Source organism: Wolbachia endosymbiont (group A) of Rhinocyllus conicus (assembly GCF_947250775.1).
Lineage (GTDB): Bacteria > Pseudomonadota > Alphaproteobacteria > Rickettsiales > Anaplasmataceae > Wolbachia.
This window is the reverse complement of record NZ_OX366349.1, coordinates 1,561,873-1,581,485: the sequence shown is the minus strand read 5'-3', so window position 1 is coordinate 1,581,485 and position 19,613 is coordinate 1,561,873. Positions and strand designations below refer to the sequence as shown.

Sequence of the window (19,613 nt, the reverse complement as noted above, 5' to 3'; positions counted from 1 at the left end):
TGTCAAGCACTGGGATGACATCATAGGGGCGCTGGGATGACACCCTCCTTGTGTGTATTATAGCTAAAGTGACTTACGACAATTTGAAAAACGACACATTCGTCATTCCGCTACTAGTTAGCGGAATCTATACCGCGAATGAATCGCGGTATGACGTGTTGCTTGGGTCAGCTATATGTAAGTTGTGGCCCTTCTTTATTATTTTTATTAGCGGCAGTTGTATCATCAACAGATATTTCAGAGCTAACAGTGCTAATAGTTTTTTCTATCGCTTTAGCCTGTTCATAGTCTTGACTCAAAAAATACATGGCCAGCCCAACAGCTATACTAGCAACAAGAACAGGTGCTATCATTACACCTAGTATCATACCACCAGAAAGACTTACTGCAACACACACACCAGCTCCAAGTACAACACCAAGAAAACCACCAATTATTACGCCAGGCACCAAACTGCCTATCATAGCGCTTTCTTTTTTCGTATTAGCTTGTTCTTTCATACTTTTAATAAGCACTTTTTTTGTTTCTCCTTGAGCTAAATCTAAAGGAATTTTATTATCCGCGTTTTGTATCAAAGGATTTGCACTATATGTAACAAGAAGGGTGATTATTTCTTCAGTTTTCTTACCTATAACTGCATGATGTAGTAATGTATTTCCCTTTTCATCTTTAAAGTTTATATGAGTACGAAGTTCCTCATCTAGATTTCTTATTGGGTTGTTTTTTGCATATATCCTAGGTTTTATTGCTCTATCTAAGCATTGTATCACTTGTTCTAGTGATTGCTCGCCAGGATTTTGTATAAAATGAAGCAGAATTTCGTGTACTATTGCTTCCTTTGTAGTTTTTTGGTATCGTAAAGCATATGCAAATGTGTCTTTATTAATAGTTATTTCTTTGTTTTGTTTAAGGAAATCTTTTAACTTTCCAACTCTATTTATACTGTGATTTTCGCTAGCAATTATCGATTGTAAAGTTTTTCTGTTATCGTCACCAGTCATGCTATCCTCCTTGATTTGATTGCATTACTCATTAATAAATAATATAATAAATCCTGCTAAAAGTCAAGCAATTAATTAATAAGTTAATATAATCCTCCAAAAGGAGCTCCTTACTTTTTGTTCAGCATGTCCATTGGATCAGGCTCTTTAAGCTTGCTGTTTGCTGAATTTATTCATCATAATAGCTATAATGTGCTATCGAAGTTCTCTGTAATCTTAGTTGGTTCTTCTAGAATATTCAAAATATCAGTTGCACAATAAACCCGATCTCTCTTTCCTTGAGAAGTTTGTGAAACGATGCCTAAATCTTCAAGCTTTACGATTGCTCTTTGGGCTGTTGTAAATACGACACCTAAGTTTTCAACCACTTTCCTTATAGTAAAGTAAGGGTTTACAGCGAGATACCTTACAATACCACTCGCAACTCCCTCAGTTTTAGAACTAACTTCAGTTTGCCAATTTGCAATCAAAATGTTAATTCGTTCTGCTCTTGACAATGCATCCAATGATTGCAGTACTACACCATTTAAGAAATAAGAGAACCAATCATGCCACGTGCCTCTGTTGCTTATATTGTAAAGTTGGTCATAATACTCACTTTTTGTAGCTTCAAAAAATGCACTTAAGTATAACAGAGGTAATGGTAATAATTTTCTTTCGATCAGAAGTAATGTTATTAATAAACGTCCAATACGTCCATTGCCGTCCAAGAATGGGTGAATCGCTTCAAATTGATAATGACATAGAGCTATATGTATAAGTGGGGGTAATGTTCTATCATGTAGAAACTTTTCAAAAGAGCGCAAGCAACTTATCAATTCATTTGGTGCTGGCGGGACATATTTTGCCGTATTTATTGTACACCCTGGACTTCCAATCCAGTTTTGTACTAGACGAAATTCCCCTGGCCTTGCACTTTGCATCAGCCTCCCGTGAATTTCCTTAATTAATCGGAGCGACACTGGAAGGGACTGTAAACGTTTTAGGCCATAATCAAGCGCTGATATATAATTGCGTACTTCTTGTAAATCATCGGGATTGCGATCTACATTAGCACCTGCTTCTTGAGCCAAAATTTCACCAAGAGTTGCTTGAGTTCCCTCGATTCTACTTGAAAGAACTGCTTCACGTGCTATAAAGGGTCGTATGAGAAGATGAGGGTTAGGCAATTTAGCTCCTTCCCTGGATAACATACCCAAAATATGATCTGCTCTGGAAAGACTATTAACTAAATCATTGTCCCATTCAAATTTTGGTGGCAAGGGAAATGCCTGATAACCAGCGAATGCTCTAACAACTTTACCCGGAGGTGATTCTTTAATATCCATTCATTCAACCCAGCACACAATGTTCATAGTATATGTATTATTTTCAAATAAAGTCAAAAATGAAAATAAGGCTTTATCTTATCATTCAACCCAGCACACAATGTTCATAGTATATGTATTATTTTCAAATAAAGTCAAAAACGAAAATAAGGCTTTATCTTGTTTGCGTGTATGAAAATAAGAAACTCTCTTATTATTGATTTTGCTCAAAAACGAAAATAGAAGAAGCTGCTGAACTTTATATTAGCAGTTATCCTGTTTTTCTGGAGAGCTGCTATAAAACTTCTGAGTGAAGTCACTTAATTTTTACACATCTATTGTAGAGTAAGAAGAGCCGAATTTGGGACAAAAATGCTAGCTGATGCTTGGACTTTACTGACACTTACACTACTTGAAACTATACTTAGTGTAGACAATTTAATCTTTATTTCTCTAGCAATAGATAAGGTACCAAATGCGCTGAGAGAAAGAGTGCGCCTTATGGGCCTTGGATTAGCGCTATTAATGCGTTTTGTAATACTATTTTTTACATCATCTATATTGTCAATGCAAAAACCTATATTTCACACTGCATCGCTAAATATTTCAGCAAGAGATTTACTTATGATCGCAGGGGGATTATTTCTTATTGTTAAAAGCTCTATGGAGTTATGGGATGACATCTTTGTATGTAAGAAAAATAAAAAGAAAGCAAACGTTAAATCAAAATTTTTTTTAGTTGTGCTACAAATTATATTAATAGATTTAGTTTTTTCAGTTGATTCGATATTAACTGCTATAGCATTAACTTATAACATGATAATAATTGCTACAGCATTTACATTTTCCATGCTAGCAATGCTGTTTTTATCAAGTTATACCGCCCAGTTAATCAAATCTAACCCAGGCTTAAAAGTAATTGCTATCTTATTTATTTTACTTGTCGGTGTGTACCTCATACTTCATGGATTTCATATAGAATTACCAAAAGGATATTTGTATTCTTCATTTATGTTTGCACTGCTTGTGGAAGTTATAAGCAAAATAAAGAAAACGTAGTGTGTAGATATAGCCTCACTCAAGCGAGATTTTCCTGTGGATTTAAGGTAATAAGAGGAAGTAGTAATGTTTTTTCGGGGTGAAAGTAACCTCTTGCATACATATTAAAATCTAGGAAAGTTAGTTTTTGTGCTATAATGGTTCTTTATTGAAAATAGCGTTGATGGATATCACTACTAGCTTATTAGGGGATATTAGTAATTTAATAGATAGAGCAAAGAATCATCTTGCTACACATTTCAATTCTACTCTAGTATTGTTAAATTGGGAAATTGGCTTCAGAATTGGTCAAGATATCTTAAAGCACAAACGTGCAGACTATGGCAAACGAATCATCTCCCAACTTGCAAAAGAACTTCAGATTAAATATGGACGTGGGTTTGATAGAGCTTCATTGTTTCGGATGGTGCAAATATAGGAATGGGGAGAAATTGATGAAACATGCATCCAGTTTGCCTGAGTGGCAAAAAAATGTTGTTGAGTTCTTATCTAGTCGTAGAAAGTATCGGTTATTTGGATGGGAGTTTGGTCCAATTTTACTTGATGAGTTATATGGGATAAGGGATTATCGCACAGACTATATAAGAGTTGGAGCTTTTTTCACTCCTATAGTTGCTTTTTCTGCTGGGCTTGTTTCATTTGTATCAACACGCAGGGTATATCTTGCTGCAGTAGTAACTTCTAGCCTAATAGTACTAGGGATTATAACTACACTTGCCGTTGACTATCAAATGACAAAAAGAAAGGCTGGGGTGGTAAGCCAAGAGGATTGTGTTAAATTGCTGAAAGCACTAGAGAGAATGCCGCAGTATTGGTGGTGGCCATGGAGTAAACAGATAGAGGATATTACGATCACTGAAGAACAAATAAATAGAGCAGGTGAACTACAATGATTACTCGATTGCTTCACGCTTAATCTATTCCTTATTTACTAACGTTGCGTTGCATCAACTTTACGTTGCAAGGCTAAGTTATCTTTATAGTTATCATAAACTTGGAGGGAAAATGGTATTAGGGTTTGATATAATAGGTTCATGTAAAAAATTACTACAAAGCAACAATCTTATTTCTAGTGATGAAAAAGTACCTGAAACTGCACAGGAAGCATATAGGGAAGAAAATAGGTTAGAAGAGGCAAGTAGGATTGATAAATTAGTCAGGACCATAAAGGTGTCGTCCATAGATGGAAATTCTGCTTTGTTTGAGTTGAGTCGCTTGACTGATCAGGAAGAAGAATTTTTGATGAGGGCAAGAAATAGGTACTTAAAAGATGCAAAGGCATCTGTTGAATTCCTTTGTGAAAAGTTGTTGGCAATAAAGAACATAACATATAAAGAAATTGAGTCTTTAAGCAACGTTATAGAAGTAAGATGGAAGGAGTTTGATAGTGCTTATAATGGGATGTGGAGGAATATTATAAATGTTGGGTAGATTACTTAGAGTCTTTGAATGCTCGTTGTGAAAAATCTGAGTTGCTTGAGGTAATAAAGGAAGCAGTAGAAAAGTTCTTAAAAGAGAGCAAGGAACAATATGAAATGCTAGTAGGGCAATCTTATGGCGTGAATCCAGATGAGAATTTTGTACTACCTATGTTAGACTATTTTACTTTGATGGAAGCATACTATAAGTTTGCTACTAAACTACTTAAGGACAAAAAGAATTGCTATAGTCTTCAGGGTTATCGTTTCGACTCAGATGCTCTTGATAAGATAAGTTCCATACTGAAAGAAAGTAAAGATAGCAAGGAAGTTTTGAAAGAAAAAAGCAAAGAAGAGGTAGAGGGTGAATCATCGCATGAAGAGAGAATAGAGAAGAAAAATCAATTATCTTATAAAGATAACATAAAGGAGGATAAGTTATCCTACAGAGAATTACTATTTCATACAAGAGCTATGGTAAATTCCTATGTTAAGAATGATGATAATGAATTAAATGAAGAGGTAAAGAGATCCTATAAGGAATCGAAGGTAGGTAAAGTACCGACTAAAGAAGAAATAGGAAATGTAATAGTATTCATGTTAAAACGCTTAGAGGAATTATTGAGTAATAGATTTCAAAGCAAGAAAACAGCTTTCCAAAGGCAAAGAGAAGAATCTAAGCAATTGAAAGAAGAACGAGAGAAAGCAGAAGAAGAATTAAGACAAGCAAAACACAAAGCAAAACTTATTGAGGAAGTGGAGGATCTTTTTACGAAAAGGTTATCTGACTTCAACATGGATAGTAAATTAGGGAAAGCAATATTGAAAGATCAAAGAAAGATTAAACGGGAGATTGTGAAGTGTATTATAGAGTACAACTTTTCTCTAGAGCAGGTGCTAGGTGCAATAATGGAAGAAATAAAGTTTAATGAAGAACGAGTTGTAAGAGAAGGCGCTGTTAGTGATGAATTGATAGAAGTAGTTATAAGTACTGTTTTGCAAGATATGCAGGAAGAACAAAGAAAAAGAGCTATACAAACGCAAGCGCCAAGCTCTGTATTTAACAATGTAACTAATGAAGCAATTGCAGGACCTTCTTGTAGGAGATAAGAGTTTTAAAGTTTGTGAAAAACTTGGATTTGTGGCTATTATTTTGTATGCTCTTTTTATCATAAAAAGTATTACTTTTATAAAAACACAAGTCCCTTTAGCGTCACAAAAATTTTAATTATTTACTTTCTCCAAAAATAGTACCTACCTTTGTGAGAACAATTTAAATAAAAGCAGCGTTGTGAAAATAAAAACGCAAAATTGTTGCAACAAAGCCAAACAAATTAGTTCATATCTAAATGTGGCAAAAGTAGGTTAATATAGCTGACTTTATAGTATAGTAGAATTATTATATAGAAAAGTTCGAACGTATTGTTTGGTAGACCAACACATCCCAAGAAAAACACTTCTCACCACCCTTGGTTTTGAGTGCTGGAAATGGGTGTATTGTTTAGTTTTTTAATAAGACACGCTACTAAATTAATAGTAATTTGTTTTAGAATAACCAAAGAAGAATTAAGGCAAGCTTATGACAAAAAACAGAATATAAAAGCAAACAAAAGATCTTATATTGAGCCTGTCAAGAAGCTTTTATTGAAAATTATTTTAGTTAGAAAATTTTTCTACAATAGTGATTGACAGGTTACAAAGATGTATTATCATGTTGAAAGTGATATAGAATGTATAAATCATCATAGTTCTGTATCTTAATAAGCTTTTGTTTATGGGGGGAATTATGGATTTAGATGATCTGACTAAGGTAGCTTTCTCTATTGTTAAGGATGATGATCCTTATAAAGCATCTAAACAACTTCAAATAAGAAATTGGGGGCGGGGGTATTTGGAGACTATCAATACCGGAAATCTTCCCTTTTTTCTTGATATATTATCAGATGAAGAATGTTGGGAAAAAACCGATACAATACATGGCATTAAACTCAATAGAAGAGTAGTTGCTAAAAAGATGATAGAACCTCAGAGTTGGAAGGGTACAAGTAATCCACTGAAGGACTTTTATCTTTACCAAATCGCATGTTGGTGTTGCTTAGAAGAGGATATAATCTCTCTATTTGAACATTTTAAACAGGAAGATAAAATAAAAGATGGAGATTCAGACGCAATAAAAAAATTAGTCAAATCAGTAAGTGGAAATTGGTGTACAGATGCAATGATGCAATTTTGGTCACATTTCATTAGTGGATACATTTCAGAGTTAGATCTAAAAGATCAGCATCCTTATGTCTTTGGTTTACACCGTGCAGCAATAAGTTCGAGGAGAAGACGTGTAGAAGCGGTGGAATTCTTTTGGAATAAGATAAAATCATTACCTGAAAGTGAGTTAAGTGCTCGGGAGAAAGATGAGGTTTTTATGAAAATTGCAGTGCATGCAGCACATGATAATGGCTATCCTGATGTATTTGAATTTTGTTTAAGTCAGATAAGTCCTGATAAATATCCAGAGCTTTTGAAAAGAGATTTAGAAAAGAATGGTTATTATGGATCTTTAAATAGAATGAAGGACGTGCTTAGTTTTGATAAATTTCAGGAATTATTTGATTGTTTAAAATCAAGTGAAATTTCAGAAGATGATTATTCTCTTTGGTTGAAATTCATGATAAAGGACTGTCCAGAGCATTATTTAGGTGCTGGTGTGGAGGTTTTTATGCATATGTGGAAAAAAGAAGGATTTGATAATCATTGTACCTTCACATTGGACGAGGAAATGATGGAAGATTCTTCTTTTCAAGGAAAATTTTCAGTACATTTGGTTGAAAAAGGTTTTATGAAGCCAGTGTGGGCAATGTTAGATAAGGCTAATTCTAAGCAAATCAAGGAGTTTATGTCTTCTGAGAAAGCAAACTGTATACATTCTATATTAGAACAAAGAGATAATCAATCATTAAATAAGTTTTTAGGCTATGGTAAGTCTGCTGGTGAAAAACTCGATCAAAAAAACATACCTGGCCCAAGTAGTGATTTAGCTGAGGTAGGGATTAGTAAACAGTCTTATGTGGGGTTAGGTGATCATTAAAAATATTATATGTCTAAAAGGAGGGTTATATGCCTAAAAGAAAACAAGGAGAAGTCGATAATCAAGGAGTGCAGGATTTTGAATTAATAGAGCTACTAATTCGAGAGTCAGTAAAAGCTGGCCCAAGTACTTCAGTTCCAAAAGGGAGTGATTTTGAATCTTTCAAAGCAAGGTTTCAATCGTATGTTGACCAGGTTCCATCGTATTTACATTCAGTAGGTAAAGAAGAATTTTTTCCTCATTTCTTTCTAGGAAGTTTTTCTACTTTGATAGACACAGAAATTGCAGCAAAGCTGAACATTGAGAAAATATATTTTAGTTTTGACAGTTCAAAGACTCTAAAAGTAGCTGTTATTAAAAAAGGAGAAATCAAAAGCCCAGAAGATGCTGCTGATAAAGTAAAGCTCTTTGTTATTGCAGAATCTGGTAGCACAAGAAAAAAGTTTAGTTATGGTGAGCTAGATAAAATATTAGGCAATACTAAAGTTGCCAGGAATGATGTTGTGAGGCTAGCTAGAGATCAAGGTAAGCTAGGTGTGAGATTAGTAGAAATCACTAAAGAAAAAGATGCCAAAGGGAAAATGGCAGGAATATCTGTTAATGTGGAAAATAATAAATTGGACAATGATGCTTCTACAATACATGAGTTTAAGGAAATAAAAAAGGGATTATGGAATAATCCAGAAAGTGATATAGCAAAGCTGACTAATCCTGATGTGGAAAAAGTGAAAAAACCTGTTGAAAATATTCTAAAAAAAGTTAGTAAAATTCACTCTGAACATAAGGATTCACTTGTCTATGGTCAAGAAGTAAAAGAAGCAGCACATCATGGATTTGTAGCAGGAGCTTTAGTGAATTTCCGCTATAGGTATAATCTCAGGGTTTACTTAGAGCAATTTGCAGGGAGAGGTTATGCTGATATTGTTCTAGTGCCTCGTGGCAAGGATAGGTCATTAAACGCTGTTCCAATTATTATTGAATTAAAAGCAGGAACAGCTGCTGGTACAACGCCAGGTAATGCATTAGAGCAAGCAAAAGATTATGCAAAAGGTTTTCAGCCAAACACAATGCGTGTTTTAACCGTTTCAGATAATGTGCTTTGTGTAGGGTTAAATTTGGATTCAACTGAAAAGTTTTCAATGTATATATCACCTCGTGAAGACAGAGAAATTGCTCTACCTACAATGCAAGCACTCTTGAAGGAAGCTTCAGATTGGGATGGAAGACAAGATACGATCACTAATGTTAAAGAAAAAATAAAACAGCCACTAGAACGTATTTATCATACATTTCCCGGTACACCAGAGAAAGGAGGTAATTACTTTAGTAGATTTCTCTTGGGGCAACTCCTTCTTGCTAATGAGTTCGAGAGAATTAATTTAGAGAAATCTGTATTTTTATATAATGAGTACCCACTTGTTTCTTCTACAAGGTCTGGTGCACAATCAACTGAAAGGCCTGTGACAACATTCATGCTGACTAAAGGAAATCAAGGGCAGAATAAAGAGGTGTTTATCTTTCACATTAGAGAGGGAGGAAAAGGAGAGTTTAGTGAGAAAAAAATACCCATTAACCTACCAACAGTCAGTAAAATAACAGAAGTATGTATAAGTTTACAAGAGGAAAGAAGATCAGATTTTTTCGATGTAGAGAAGGTTAATAGATATAATTCCTTGGATAAGTATAGGCAGGGAAAAAGTTTTTTTGGTGGAGAGTGGAAAAACATTCCTTATCCTGCTGGGTTAAAGGAAACATTTGATGAGGTATTGAAGTCTCAGCTTGCTTCTTCACAAGATCAATCTCAATCAATAGGCAAGTATAAGGAGTTATTTGGAAAATTAGGTGAGACAGTGCTACCTTTTAAGGTTCTAATAGAAAAGGAAGCGCATACTCAAGCTATATCTCACGGAGCATTTAGCCACTATAGTGATATAAAGCTAGGAGAACTACAAGAAAACAGGGCATTAGTATTAACTGAGTTTCAAACAGGCAGAGGAAAACGTATTGATATGCTGGTTCATGGTATCAAATTTGCAGATCAAGCTAGCAGTGCTAAAGAATACGATCCAGTAGGGTTAGAGCTTAAAGGACCAAGGGAAGGCAAGACAGCTGATGCATTAAAAGATGAGGCAAACAAACAAATAGCCGATGAGTATAAGAAAGGTGTAACTTATAAGACGCTGACAGATGGGAAAAAAGTAGATTTTATAGGTGTTGTATTTGATAAAGGTGCGAATAATGCAGATTCCCTTATCTTAATGAGCAAAGATGCGTTTATTCCTGTTAAGGTAGTTCATAGTTCTATCTTTAGTATTAGCCAGCAGCAATGTTCCAAAGGAAGGAAACAGCGTAGTACAGGTATGGTCTGTATAGATTCACGTGATGAAGAAAAGATTACAGAGAAAGAAAAGGAAAAACTTATTAAAGAGTTGTTTGGTATTGAAGCTTATGACACAAAAATTATAACTATAGATTCTCCTCAAGTGAGTATTGATAGTGGTAAAGTAAATATAAAATTCAAAGACAATAACGGTAATGATAAAGAATTAATAATAGATAACGCTACAAATATTAAGAGTATAGAAAATTATATACTGGATAAGGAAAATCTTGAGATAAAGTTAAAAGTAAGTAGCGATAAAGAGTATGCGATAATAGAAGAAATTAAAGGACAAGGTATTGAACATTATTTAAACATCGATGGTTACAAAGTAAAACTTGATAGTATAATTAAAGATTTTATTACAGATCCAGAAAGAGAGAAAATTCATAATAAATTACATCAACTATCAAATGATAAGCAGTTGTTAGAGAATAAAAAATACATTGAAGATGTAGGTAGTATTGAAATAGCTAATCAAAATTATGATAATGTTATAAGTGAGATTAAACGGAATTTATTGGAAAAAGGAGTTAGAGAGAATACTTTTAACCAATTTGAAAATCACTTTAGTGACATTAACAAAAAAGTTTTTGCAAAATATATTGACGATGTAAGAAAAAATCTTGAGCAGCGAGGAATTGAATTTGATCATAATAAGTTTGATTCAGCAAAGATAAAAGGGGCTAAAAGTGGAAAATTTTTCTCCCTCATGGCCATATATGACTTGTTTGATAGCATAAGTGATGCAACAACACTTGGACGGCATGATAATGATGCTCTGAAGCAAGTGTTTGGTATCAATGGCATACTAGATGCTATGGATGATGTTAGAGAGAGTATAAGTATTTCTCATAATAGTAAAATAGGAAAATTGGTCAGTAAAATACCACAACCTATACGTCAGGCTTTTATTAAGGTTATTAGTAATCCAGTAGTTCAGGGTATTACATTTGCAACTATTGCTTATCAGTTTGGATATAGTGTAGATGAAATAACTAAAGGTAATCATCATCCATTAAATTATTATTGGGCAGCTAGCAGTGGTGTAAAGTTAGCAAGCATGAGTATAAAACCTATAAGTATAGGAATTAGTTCTACAATGAAGGGTGTAAGTGCTACTACTAAGATTTTAAGAGGACTATCTGCTGCAAGCAAAGTTTTAAGCAAAGTGGCAACAGTTACTATGGTTGCTGATATATTAATAACAATTGGCGTAGAAATTCATGAGAGAGTAGAGTATACCAAAGCAATAGCAGAGCAAATACCTCTGTTACCTGGTAATGAGCAGGCAGAAGTCTTTTTTGCAAAGGTAATTAGGTTTTTTACAGGGAGAGATGTAGAAAAGGAATATGAAGATAAGATTAGAGTAAAAGGTTACTTAAATCATGTAAAAGAAGTAGCTATTCAGTTGTTAAATGATAATTATAATATAGCTGCAGTTGTACAATACGTAATCTCCATTGAAGAGAAATATAGTGAGGTGATTAAAAGCTTTGGAACAAGGTCTATGTGTAAGAGGCAAGCATTTTTAGGTTGTAGAGGCATGGTGACGGAAGAGTGTGGTTTAGAAAAGAGGTACGATGATATTTTTTTTGGTAAAATCGACCTAGCTTCTAATTTGAAGAGTGATTTATCTTCCCTCAATATATCTCAAACACTGCCTACAAGGCCTTATACTTTGGTCATGAATGAAGGTTGGGAAAGATTTATCTGTAATGTAAAAAGTAGTTCTCAATGTCATCAAGATATAGATGAAAAGAAAGTTTACATTGTTAATACAGATGCAAAACACATCCCTCATCTAACAAAATATGAATATGAAAACCTTGGTTTAAGAATTGTAGATGCACCATTAAGAAACCCGCTACAAAAATTTCAATGCAATGAAATTAGTAAAGTATCGAAAGGATATGGAGGTATCTATGATCTACATTTTCCATGTAATACTGGTAAGATTCATAAGAAGTGTCAAGAAACCTTTACACTCTCAGGAGAGCCTTTTATTTTTACTAATCCAACAAGAAAAAATTCTAACAGTAAAAAAGACAAAATGTTTCCCAAGGATTCGGTGTTATATATTTCAGGGCCTAGGACATTAACAGCAGCTGTAAATTATCCAGCAGTAATGCATATTCCAGAGGGCAGTAATATACGTTATATTGGCTCTAAAAATAATGAAACTATTTTTATTGTTAATAGTTCTATATCTGGTGCTCTTGAAGGTGGAGCAGGAAAAGAAAATACTCTAGTAATGAATGTTAAAGTTAATAATGTTGCTGTAGATTTGCATGAAGGAGTGATACATTATGGTAGTAGTAATATAAAACTAGTTAACACGTATAACTATGTGTCAAACTCTGATAGCAAACAAAATATTACTACTCACTGTAAAACAAGGTTAATTAACGTAAAAAATACAGAAGTGCATCAGGGTTCATTTGATTGTCAAGGTCAAGATTATGAAGTCAGAGTAGTAAATAAAGAAAATGTGCATTATAGAGGGTTAAAACAAACAGTATTTATTGTTAATGAGAATAGTGATAACGCTAAGATAGTGAGTGATTTAAGTGATACAGGAAAAGAAAACTTTGATGTAATAGATATTCAAGGTGCTAATATTACACAGTTGGAGATAAGTGAAGATATAGGAAAAGGTGGCTATAGTTTAAATCTTTTAGCTGATGATATGGAAAGTATTGTTTCGAGTACTAAAATAGATGATTTTAAAAACTTAGTAATTCAAGCAAAATATCAGGGAATAACAGAATCTGTAGTAATACAAGATAAGTCTTTATCTGATATAGTAAAGGATATCTGGTATCAAGAGTTAAATGGTTTAGGAAAGGATATTGATGGAGAAGTTGTACAAAATGGTGAAAAAAAGTTAAAAGCATTTATACAAGCAAATATTTTAAATCTAGAGTTACCTAATGCATACCAAATTACAAAAGATATTGCTAACAATAATAATTTAAACATTCCATTATCTAAAATAGAAGTCACTAGAAATTACATGGGAATACCCGCAGAAAAAGTGATAATTGGTGGTGTATATTCAGATCAGATAATTGTTGATTTTAGTTACAATAGTTCCGATCTTAGTAGTAGTTATCAAAAATACCACGACAATAAAGGAAAGTATGATTATAATCGCTATATGATAGAATGTAATCACTATCAAGACATCATGGTAGAAGGGGGAAAAGGACAACATCAGTATGTTATCAAACTACCAGAATATAATCATACATTAAAGTATGATACCCTTTCATCTACTATAAGGCTTAATTTAAAAATAAAAAACAGAGCAGTGCTTCATCAAAGTATATCTTATGACATTATCGATTTTGCTGAATTAAATGTAATGGATATTAATAGTATAAATATAAGGGAAGGTGAAAGGAATTATATAAACGAATGCTATAACAAACCAATTTCTGATCTTACGGAAGACAGTTTAGAGATACAAAATATTACAGTATTAGATAGTAATGGTATCAAATGGTCTTTATCTATTGGTTTAATTGATTACTTAAAAAGTCCAGAATATCAATATATTGTATTGCGGATAAACAATAAATTTTACAAAATCGATAGTGCAAATCTAGAACTTAAACATATAGAAACAAATCCTAATTTTTTCAGATATTACAAACCAGATGAACAAGGATTACAGATTTACCATAATCAGCCAATTAATAATAATGATATTGGTTTAGTCGATTTCAGAGATAAGTCTATATTAGGTTTTGATGCAGAAGTTATTAATGATAGCTTAGTTCTATTACACAAAAATAATACTCTAATAAAAGTAGAGAATTGGAATACCTACCAGCCAGCAAGAGAGATGATATTTGCTTTTAACGATACAATGCTCTCTAACTCAAAATGCATAATTTCTACTTGTAACCCAGAGGATATTATAGGGGACCTTAATAAAGAAAAAGTGGTTGTATTAAAAAATCAGATGTTTAACGCTATAGTACAAAATAATATCAGTGAAGCTGAAGACTTAATCAGAAGAATTGGAAGTGTTGATACCGAAAATAAGCACGAATTAACACCTTTATATGTAGCTATTCAAGAAGGTAGATTAGATCTGGTTAAACTTCTTTTTAATAGAGGATCCGTTAATGTTAAAGACAAAGATATTCATGGTTGTAATTCTTTACACTGGGCTGCTCAAGAAGGCAAGTTAAATATAGCTAAGCTTCTTGTTGATAAAGGTGCTAATATTATTGCTGAAGATAATAATGGTAGAACACCTCTACGTGTAGCTGCTTGCAATGGTAATCTAGATATGGTCAAATTCTTCCTTGATAAGAATGCTAGTATTGAAGCTAAAGGTAACGACCCATATAAGATGATGGGAGTAGTTGAGGGCGTAAAGAAGGAAATTATTAACCAAGCAGATACTGCACCTAATGTAAAAAGATGGGCAGAGTTTTTTGTAGAGAAGTTAAGATATTCAATAAAAAGTGTAGCAAAAGAGAAGCTAAAGGATGGCATGTTGCGTAATAGGTATAGTTCAGTTAATGAACTTGCTAATGAAATTTATAAATCAGATGGAAAGCTGTTTGATGATATAATTAAAGGAGTTATAAATGATGTGTATGGGAGGGTAGATACGAAAGAAACATTAAGTTATGTACGCAGTCATAATAATGCTGGTCAGCGTATATCAGGTTATGTAGCTGTGTTTGATGCAATGCAAAGAAATGATGATTTAAATAATAGTGCAATATTTAAGTTAGCTTACTCTATTAAAGAGGCAATGAGTTTTGATAAATATTCTAGTCTCGATTCAGAAAAAAGATCTGATCTTGAAAGGCTAAAAAGTAAATTACCAGAATCAGTAAAGAATATAGTATTTGCATCAAAAGTATGTATTAAAAATACTTATCAAAATGAATATTTATATGCTGCTGTTGATTGTTTTAATTATGACACAGAAAGGAGGAGAGCGTTTACTTGGGTTCCTGGGAAAAATGATAAACAAAGTGTGTGGAAGATTCAGCCTGATGGTGATAGCTTTCGTATAGTAAATGTTGAGTTTAATGAACATTTATATGCTGCTAGTAATTATTTTAATTATGATAATGATAGACGAATGGTATTTACTTGGATTCCAGGGGGCTTTGTTGCATCGCTAGCTATGATGGATTAAAGATAAAAAAGATGGAGAATATCAGTAGCTTATTATTCTGGTATTTATAACAAGAACGGTCAGTGAATACCTAAATTTGAGTAAAAGAAATTTCACTACCACTCACTAATCCGGCTAAAATTCAAGAATTTCAATGCTTTAGCTATTTTCAATAGAATTAAGTTTATTAATATAAATAATAAATTACTATTCTTAAATTTGATCAGATTGATTGCAAAAAAACAAGATTTTCAATAGGTTGCTTATAATCCTAGCTATAGTTAGCCTTTCATAAGTAGCGATGCAACAAAGCCATTCCAGGGGGACAAGTTACGCAAGGTGTATGGAAGATTGAGCCTAACGGTGATAAATGTAATATAAGGAATGTTAAGCATAATGAGTATTTGTATGCTGCTGATTATGCTAAATATGACAAAGATAGGAGAAGAGTATTTACTTGGGTTCCGGGGGGCAAGGTTACACAAGGTGTATGGAGAATAGAAGATTGTGGATCTACTGTAAGAAAAGGTAGAAGTCGGGTTGAAGGTACAAGCGCTGTGGACAATACTGGTGGAGCTTTTAGTTTTAATCAAAGCCTAATAGAGCCTCCTGTTTGCAATATTTCTGTGAATAATCATTTTGAAGAAAGTGTTGATGTTAATTCAACAGATGAAAATGGTTGGACACCGCTACATTTAGCTGCATGGAAAGGTCAATTAGACAATGCTAGATTATTAATAGAGAAGGGAGCTGATATTAATGCTGAGAATATATTTGGTAGAAAACCTATACATGTTGCTGCTGAAAGTAATAATACAAACATCATAGAGTTTTTTCTCAGTAAGGGAATGAACGTTGATGATACTGATAGGTATGGTAGAATGCCACTATACTGTGCTTCTTGGAATGGTCACTTAGGTGTAGTGAAGTACCTTGTAGAAAAGGGAGCTGACATTAATGCTCAGGACAAAGGTGGTGAGACATCGCTGGATGCTGCTACTGATCAAAAACATGACGATGTTGTAGGGTATTTAAAACAAGTGCAGCTAAATCAAGAATTACTTATTGCAGCACAATATGGTAATTTTGATGAAGTTAGAGATCTTGTAAGTCAAGGGGCTAGCTTGAATACTAAGTATAGTAATGGGATAACTGTTATGCATTCTGCTGCTTATGGTGGTAATCTGGATATAGTAAAATATTTTGTAGCAGATGCAAAAAATAGCTTAGAAATTAAAGATAATGGCAGTAGAGTTCCCCTGCACTATGCTGCTTACAATGGTAAGCTAGATGTGGTAAAGTATTTTATAGATGAGGAGAAAGTTGATGTTAATCTAAAAGATAGTGATGGGCAGACAGCATTGCACATGGCTTCTGGTGGCGGCCATCTGGATGTAGTGGGGTATCTTGCAAGTAAGGGAGCAGATATCAAAGCTAAAGATAAGGATGGTAAAACACCGCTAGATATCGCCATCAACCGAAAGTATGATAGCGTCGTAAAATACTTAAAACAAGCTCAATTAAATGAGCAATTACTGGCTGCAGTGCAAGATAGTGATTTTAGTAAAGTAAAAGATCTCATAAATCTGGGTGCTAATGTTAATATTAAAGATAAGGATGGTAAAACTCCTCTACATTATGCTTCACAGTCTTATCATCGTTTAGGTATGGTAAAGTATCTTATAAGTAAAGGAGCTGGCATCGATGTCAAGGATAACAGTGGTAGAACTCCCGAAAATGAGGCAGATGATACTAATTCTAATACAATGATGGAAGTTTTTATGCAAACACGCTTAGATAAAGAATTGTTACTTACTGTAAAAAATGAAAAGGATCTAAAGACAATCAATGATCTTATTGCTAAAGATATTGACGACAGAACGCATGGCGGGTTTTATTATACTTGGAGTGGTAACTTAGGCACAGTGGAGTTTCTTGTTAGTAAAGATGTGAGTGTTAATGCGACTGATAAATATGGCTGCACATTACTACACTGGGCTGCATTGAAAGGTCATTCAGATATCGCTAAGTTTTTAGTTGATAAGGGAGCTAATGTGAATGCTAAAGATATACTTGGCAGAACTCCTATGCACTTTGCTGTTATGAATAATCACAAGGATATTCAAGGTGTCTATGGTAGGGGGCCTATGTATACTGCTGCTGAGAACAATGATAAAGAAATTATAGAACTTTTCCTCATGAAAGGAGCGAGTATTAATGAGGCTGATAGAAATGGCGAGACGCCACTACACTTGGCTTCTTGGGGTGGTCATTTAGATGTGCTGCAATATCTTATAAATAGTGGAGCTAATGTTGATACTAAAGATAATAGTGGTAAAACATCTCTAGACATTGCTAGAGATAAAGGACATAATAATGTTGTAGAGTACTTACAACAAACACAGTCAAGTCTAAATAGACAATTGTTAGCTGCAGTGCAAGGTGGTGGTTTTAATGAAGCTAAAGGTCTCATTGCCAAGGGTGCTAACATTGATACTAAGGACGAGGACGGCAGTACACTACTGTATTCAGCTGCTGAAATAGGTGATTTAGATAGAATAAGGTTCCTTCTTGACAATGGTTCTAATATTGAAACTGAAAATGGGGAATATCAAGCAACTCCTTTACATGGAGCAGTTGCAAACTACAGGCTAGATGCAGTCAAGTTACTTCTTAGTCATGATGCTAATGTTAATGCTGAAGACAAAGGTCATTGGACACCTTTACACTATGCTGCTGGCACCGATAGACTTGATATAGTGAAGTCTCTTGTAGATGCTGGTGCTAATCTCAGTGCTACAGATGATTACGGTAAAACACCACTAGATATTGCTAAAGATAAAGGACATAGTAGTATTGTGAACTATTTAAAAGAAAGACTCGAGGAAGAAAGATCTGCACGACGCGAACGCCGTCATTTGCCAAGTGAATCCCTAAATTCAGTAGCAAGTAGTGGCACAAGATCATCTTCATGGATAAATGGTTTGTGTGGTTGGGCAAAAGAAAAAGGTGGAAAATTGGCATCAGATTTAGTAAATGGGTTATACAGAGGTACAGCTAAAGAATTAAAAGATTCTAAACTTACAGATATTCAAATGGACTCAAGCAATCAATGGAAATCAAAACAGCCTAGCTATGATCAAGCACAAGAGATGGAATTTCAATATATGTCAAAGTATGATGCTCGTAAAAGTAATGATAAGAATGCCGGTGCCTACAGCAAAAAACGTGGCAATGACAGGCAAGCAAAACAACAATATGGAAGCAAAATGGGCAATGAGCAGAGTGTTAATCAATCGAGAGTTGTAGGTAATGAAAAACAGCAGAAGTTAGGAGTTTTACATAATGGACCAAAACCTACTTTATCTCACCATAGCAATAAAAATCATAGTTACTTTGATGGTCAACCTAAAAAAATTAGTGAAAGAAAGGAGCACATAGTAAATTATAAACGGTGTGATGACAGCTCCTATAAACATAGTAACCAACACAAACCAACGATTAGTGCAAACAATAAATGGTCTGAAAGGATTAGTAATGAGAGAATAGATAGTAGAAAAATGATAGGTGGTGCAAATCAAAAACAACAAGGTTTTCATCAAAACCAGCAAAGTTCTCATAATTCTAAACATGCGCATTTAACAAGAGCTACGGCGCAAGTTGATGTACCAAGTACATTGTTTGCATTGAACATGTTGGCCATGAAAGCGACAAATCAGAAATTTAACAATACGCCATTACCTAAGAAAATTCAAAAGGGAATGCTGCATGCTGAAAAAGTTAGAGCTGAGGCTTTAGGAAGAAAAGTTGGAGAAAGAATTGAAGGTACTTTATGGTTTACCAAATAGGTAAAAAAGGATGTCACTCTTTTAACTCTTTAATTTTATCAGAAGGGAGATCAGTAGCAAGTTTGAGGGTTATAGATAGATAAAGTAGAAATTAGAGGTACAAGACTGAGATTAGGAAATAAGTGGTAATGTACTCTCCATGTTAACTTACAGTATGTATTTTTGATATGGAAGGCTGAATAGGAGGGTTTCGTTATGATAGTAATCTATGTAATTCTATGTGTAATCTTTATAGCTATTTTAGATAGTTCACTAGACTCTTGATTAGGGGTATGGTAACCGTTCACGGATTGTGAGAATGAATTAAAGAACTAAGCAGTGACAGCTACTAGATTCTGTAGCTTTTGAAAGGTAACCGTTCACGGATTG

Annotated in this window: 11 protein-coding genes; 9 read left to right on the top strand and 2 right to left on the bottom strand. The window is 33.9% G+C overall.

The annotated features are described in order from the left end of the window. Nucleotides 1–167: 167 nt before the first annotated feature. Both OOK92_RS07805 and OOK92_RS07800 read right to left on the bottom strand, forming a co-directional pair. Nucleotides 168–1,001 (bottom strand): ankyrin repeat domain-containing protein, encoded by an 834-nt coding sequence (locus OOK92_RS07805; protein ID WP_264735777.1) that lies wholly within the window; start codon nucleotides 999–1,001, stop codon nucleotides 168–170. A gap of 185 nt (nucleotides 1,002–1,186) precedes the next feature. Beyond that, entirely contained in the window at nucleotides 1,187–2,329 is a 1,143-nt protein-coding gene (locus tag OOK92_RS07800; RefSeq protein WP_264735776.1) for a Fic family protein, read from the bottom strand. A 351-nt stretch (nucleotides 2,330–2,680) separates the two neighbouring features. Here OOK92_RS07800 and OOK92_RS07795 point away from each other — a divergent pair, with 351 nt between their 5' ends. From OOK92_RS07795 to OOK92_RS07755, 9 genes are all read left to right on the top strand, one after another. Beyond that, nucleotides 2,681–3,367, top strand: a complete 687-nt coding sequence (locus OOK92_RS07795) for a TerC family protein (RefSeq protein ID WP_253309112.1) — start codon at nucleotides 2,681–2,683, stop codon at nucleotides 3,365–3,367. A gap of 163 nt (nucleotides 3,368–3,530) precedes the next feature. Next, a complete protein-coding gene (locus tag OOK92_RS07790; RefSeq protein WP_264688114.1) occupies nucleotides 3,531–3,785 on the top strand; it encodes a DUF1016 N-terminal domain-containing protein in 255 nt (84 codons plus the stop codon). A 16-nt stretch (nucleotides 3,786–3,801) separates the two neighbouring features. Beyond that, a complete protein-coding gene (locus tag OOK92_RS07785; protein WP_264735774.1) occupies nucleotides 3,802–4,260 on the top strand; it encodes a hypothetical protein in 459 nt (152 codons plus the stop codon). A gap of 112 nt (nucleotides 4,261–4,372) precedes the next feature. Next, complete coding sequence (locus OOK92_RS07780) at nucleotides 4,373–4,798, top strand: hypothetical protein (protein ID WP_264735773.1); 426 nt, start codon at nucleotides 4,373–4,375, stop codon at nucleotides 4,796–4,798. Continuing rightward, complete coding sequence (locus OOK92_RS07775) at nucleotides 4,771–5,895, top strand: hypothetical protein (RefSeq protein WP_264735772.1); 1,125 nt, start codon at nucleotides 4,771–4,773, stop codon at nucleotides 5,893–5,895. The genes OOK92_RS07780 and OOK92_RS07775 overlap by 28 nt, the downstream gene beginning before the upstream one ends. Nucleotides 5,896–6,273: 378 nt before the next feature. Continuing rightward, the gene (locus OOK92_RS07770) at nucleotides 6,274–6,474 is read left to right on the top strand and encodes a hypothetical protein (protein WP_264735771.1); all 201 of its coding nucleotides are present in this window, start codon (nucleotides 6,274–6,276) and stop codon (nucleotides 6,472–6,474) included. Nucleotides 6,475–6,571: 97 nt separating this feature from the next. Then, a complete protein-coding gene (locus OOK92_RS07765) occupies nucleotides 6,572–7,867 on the top strand; it encodes a hypothetical protein (RefSeq protein WP_264735769.1) in 1,296 nt (431 codons plus the stop codon). A 29-nt stretch (nucleotides 7,868–7,896) separates the two neighbouring features. Further along, complete coding sequence (locus tag OOK92_RS07760; RefSeq protein ID WP_264735768.1) at nucleotides 7,897–15,417, top strand: ankyrin repeat domain-containing protein; 7,521 nt, start codon at nucleotides 7,897–7,899, stop codon at nucleotides 15,415–15,417. Nucleotides 15,418–15,800: 383 nt separating this feature from the next. Continuing rightward, a complete protein-coding gene (locus OOK92_RS07755; RefSeq protein WP_264735767.1) occupies nucleotides 15,801–19,244 on the top strand; it encodes an ankyrin repeat domain-containing protein in 3,444 nt (1,147 codons plus the stop codon). The last annotated feature ends 369 nt before the right edge of the window (nucleotides 19,245–19,613 follow it).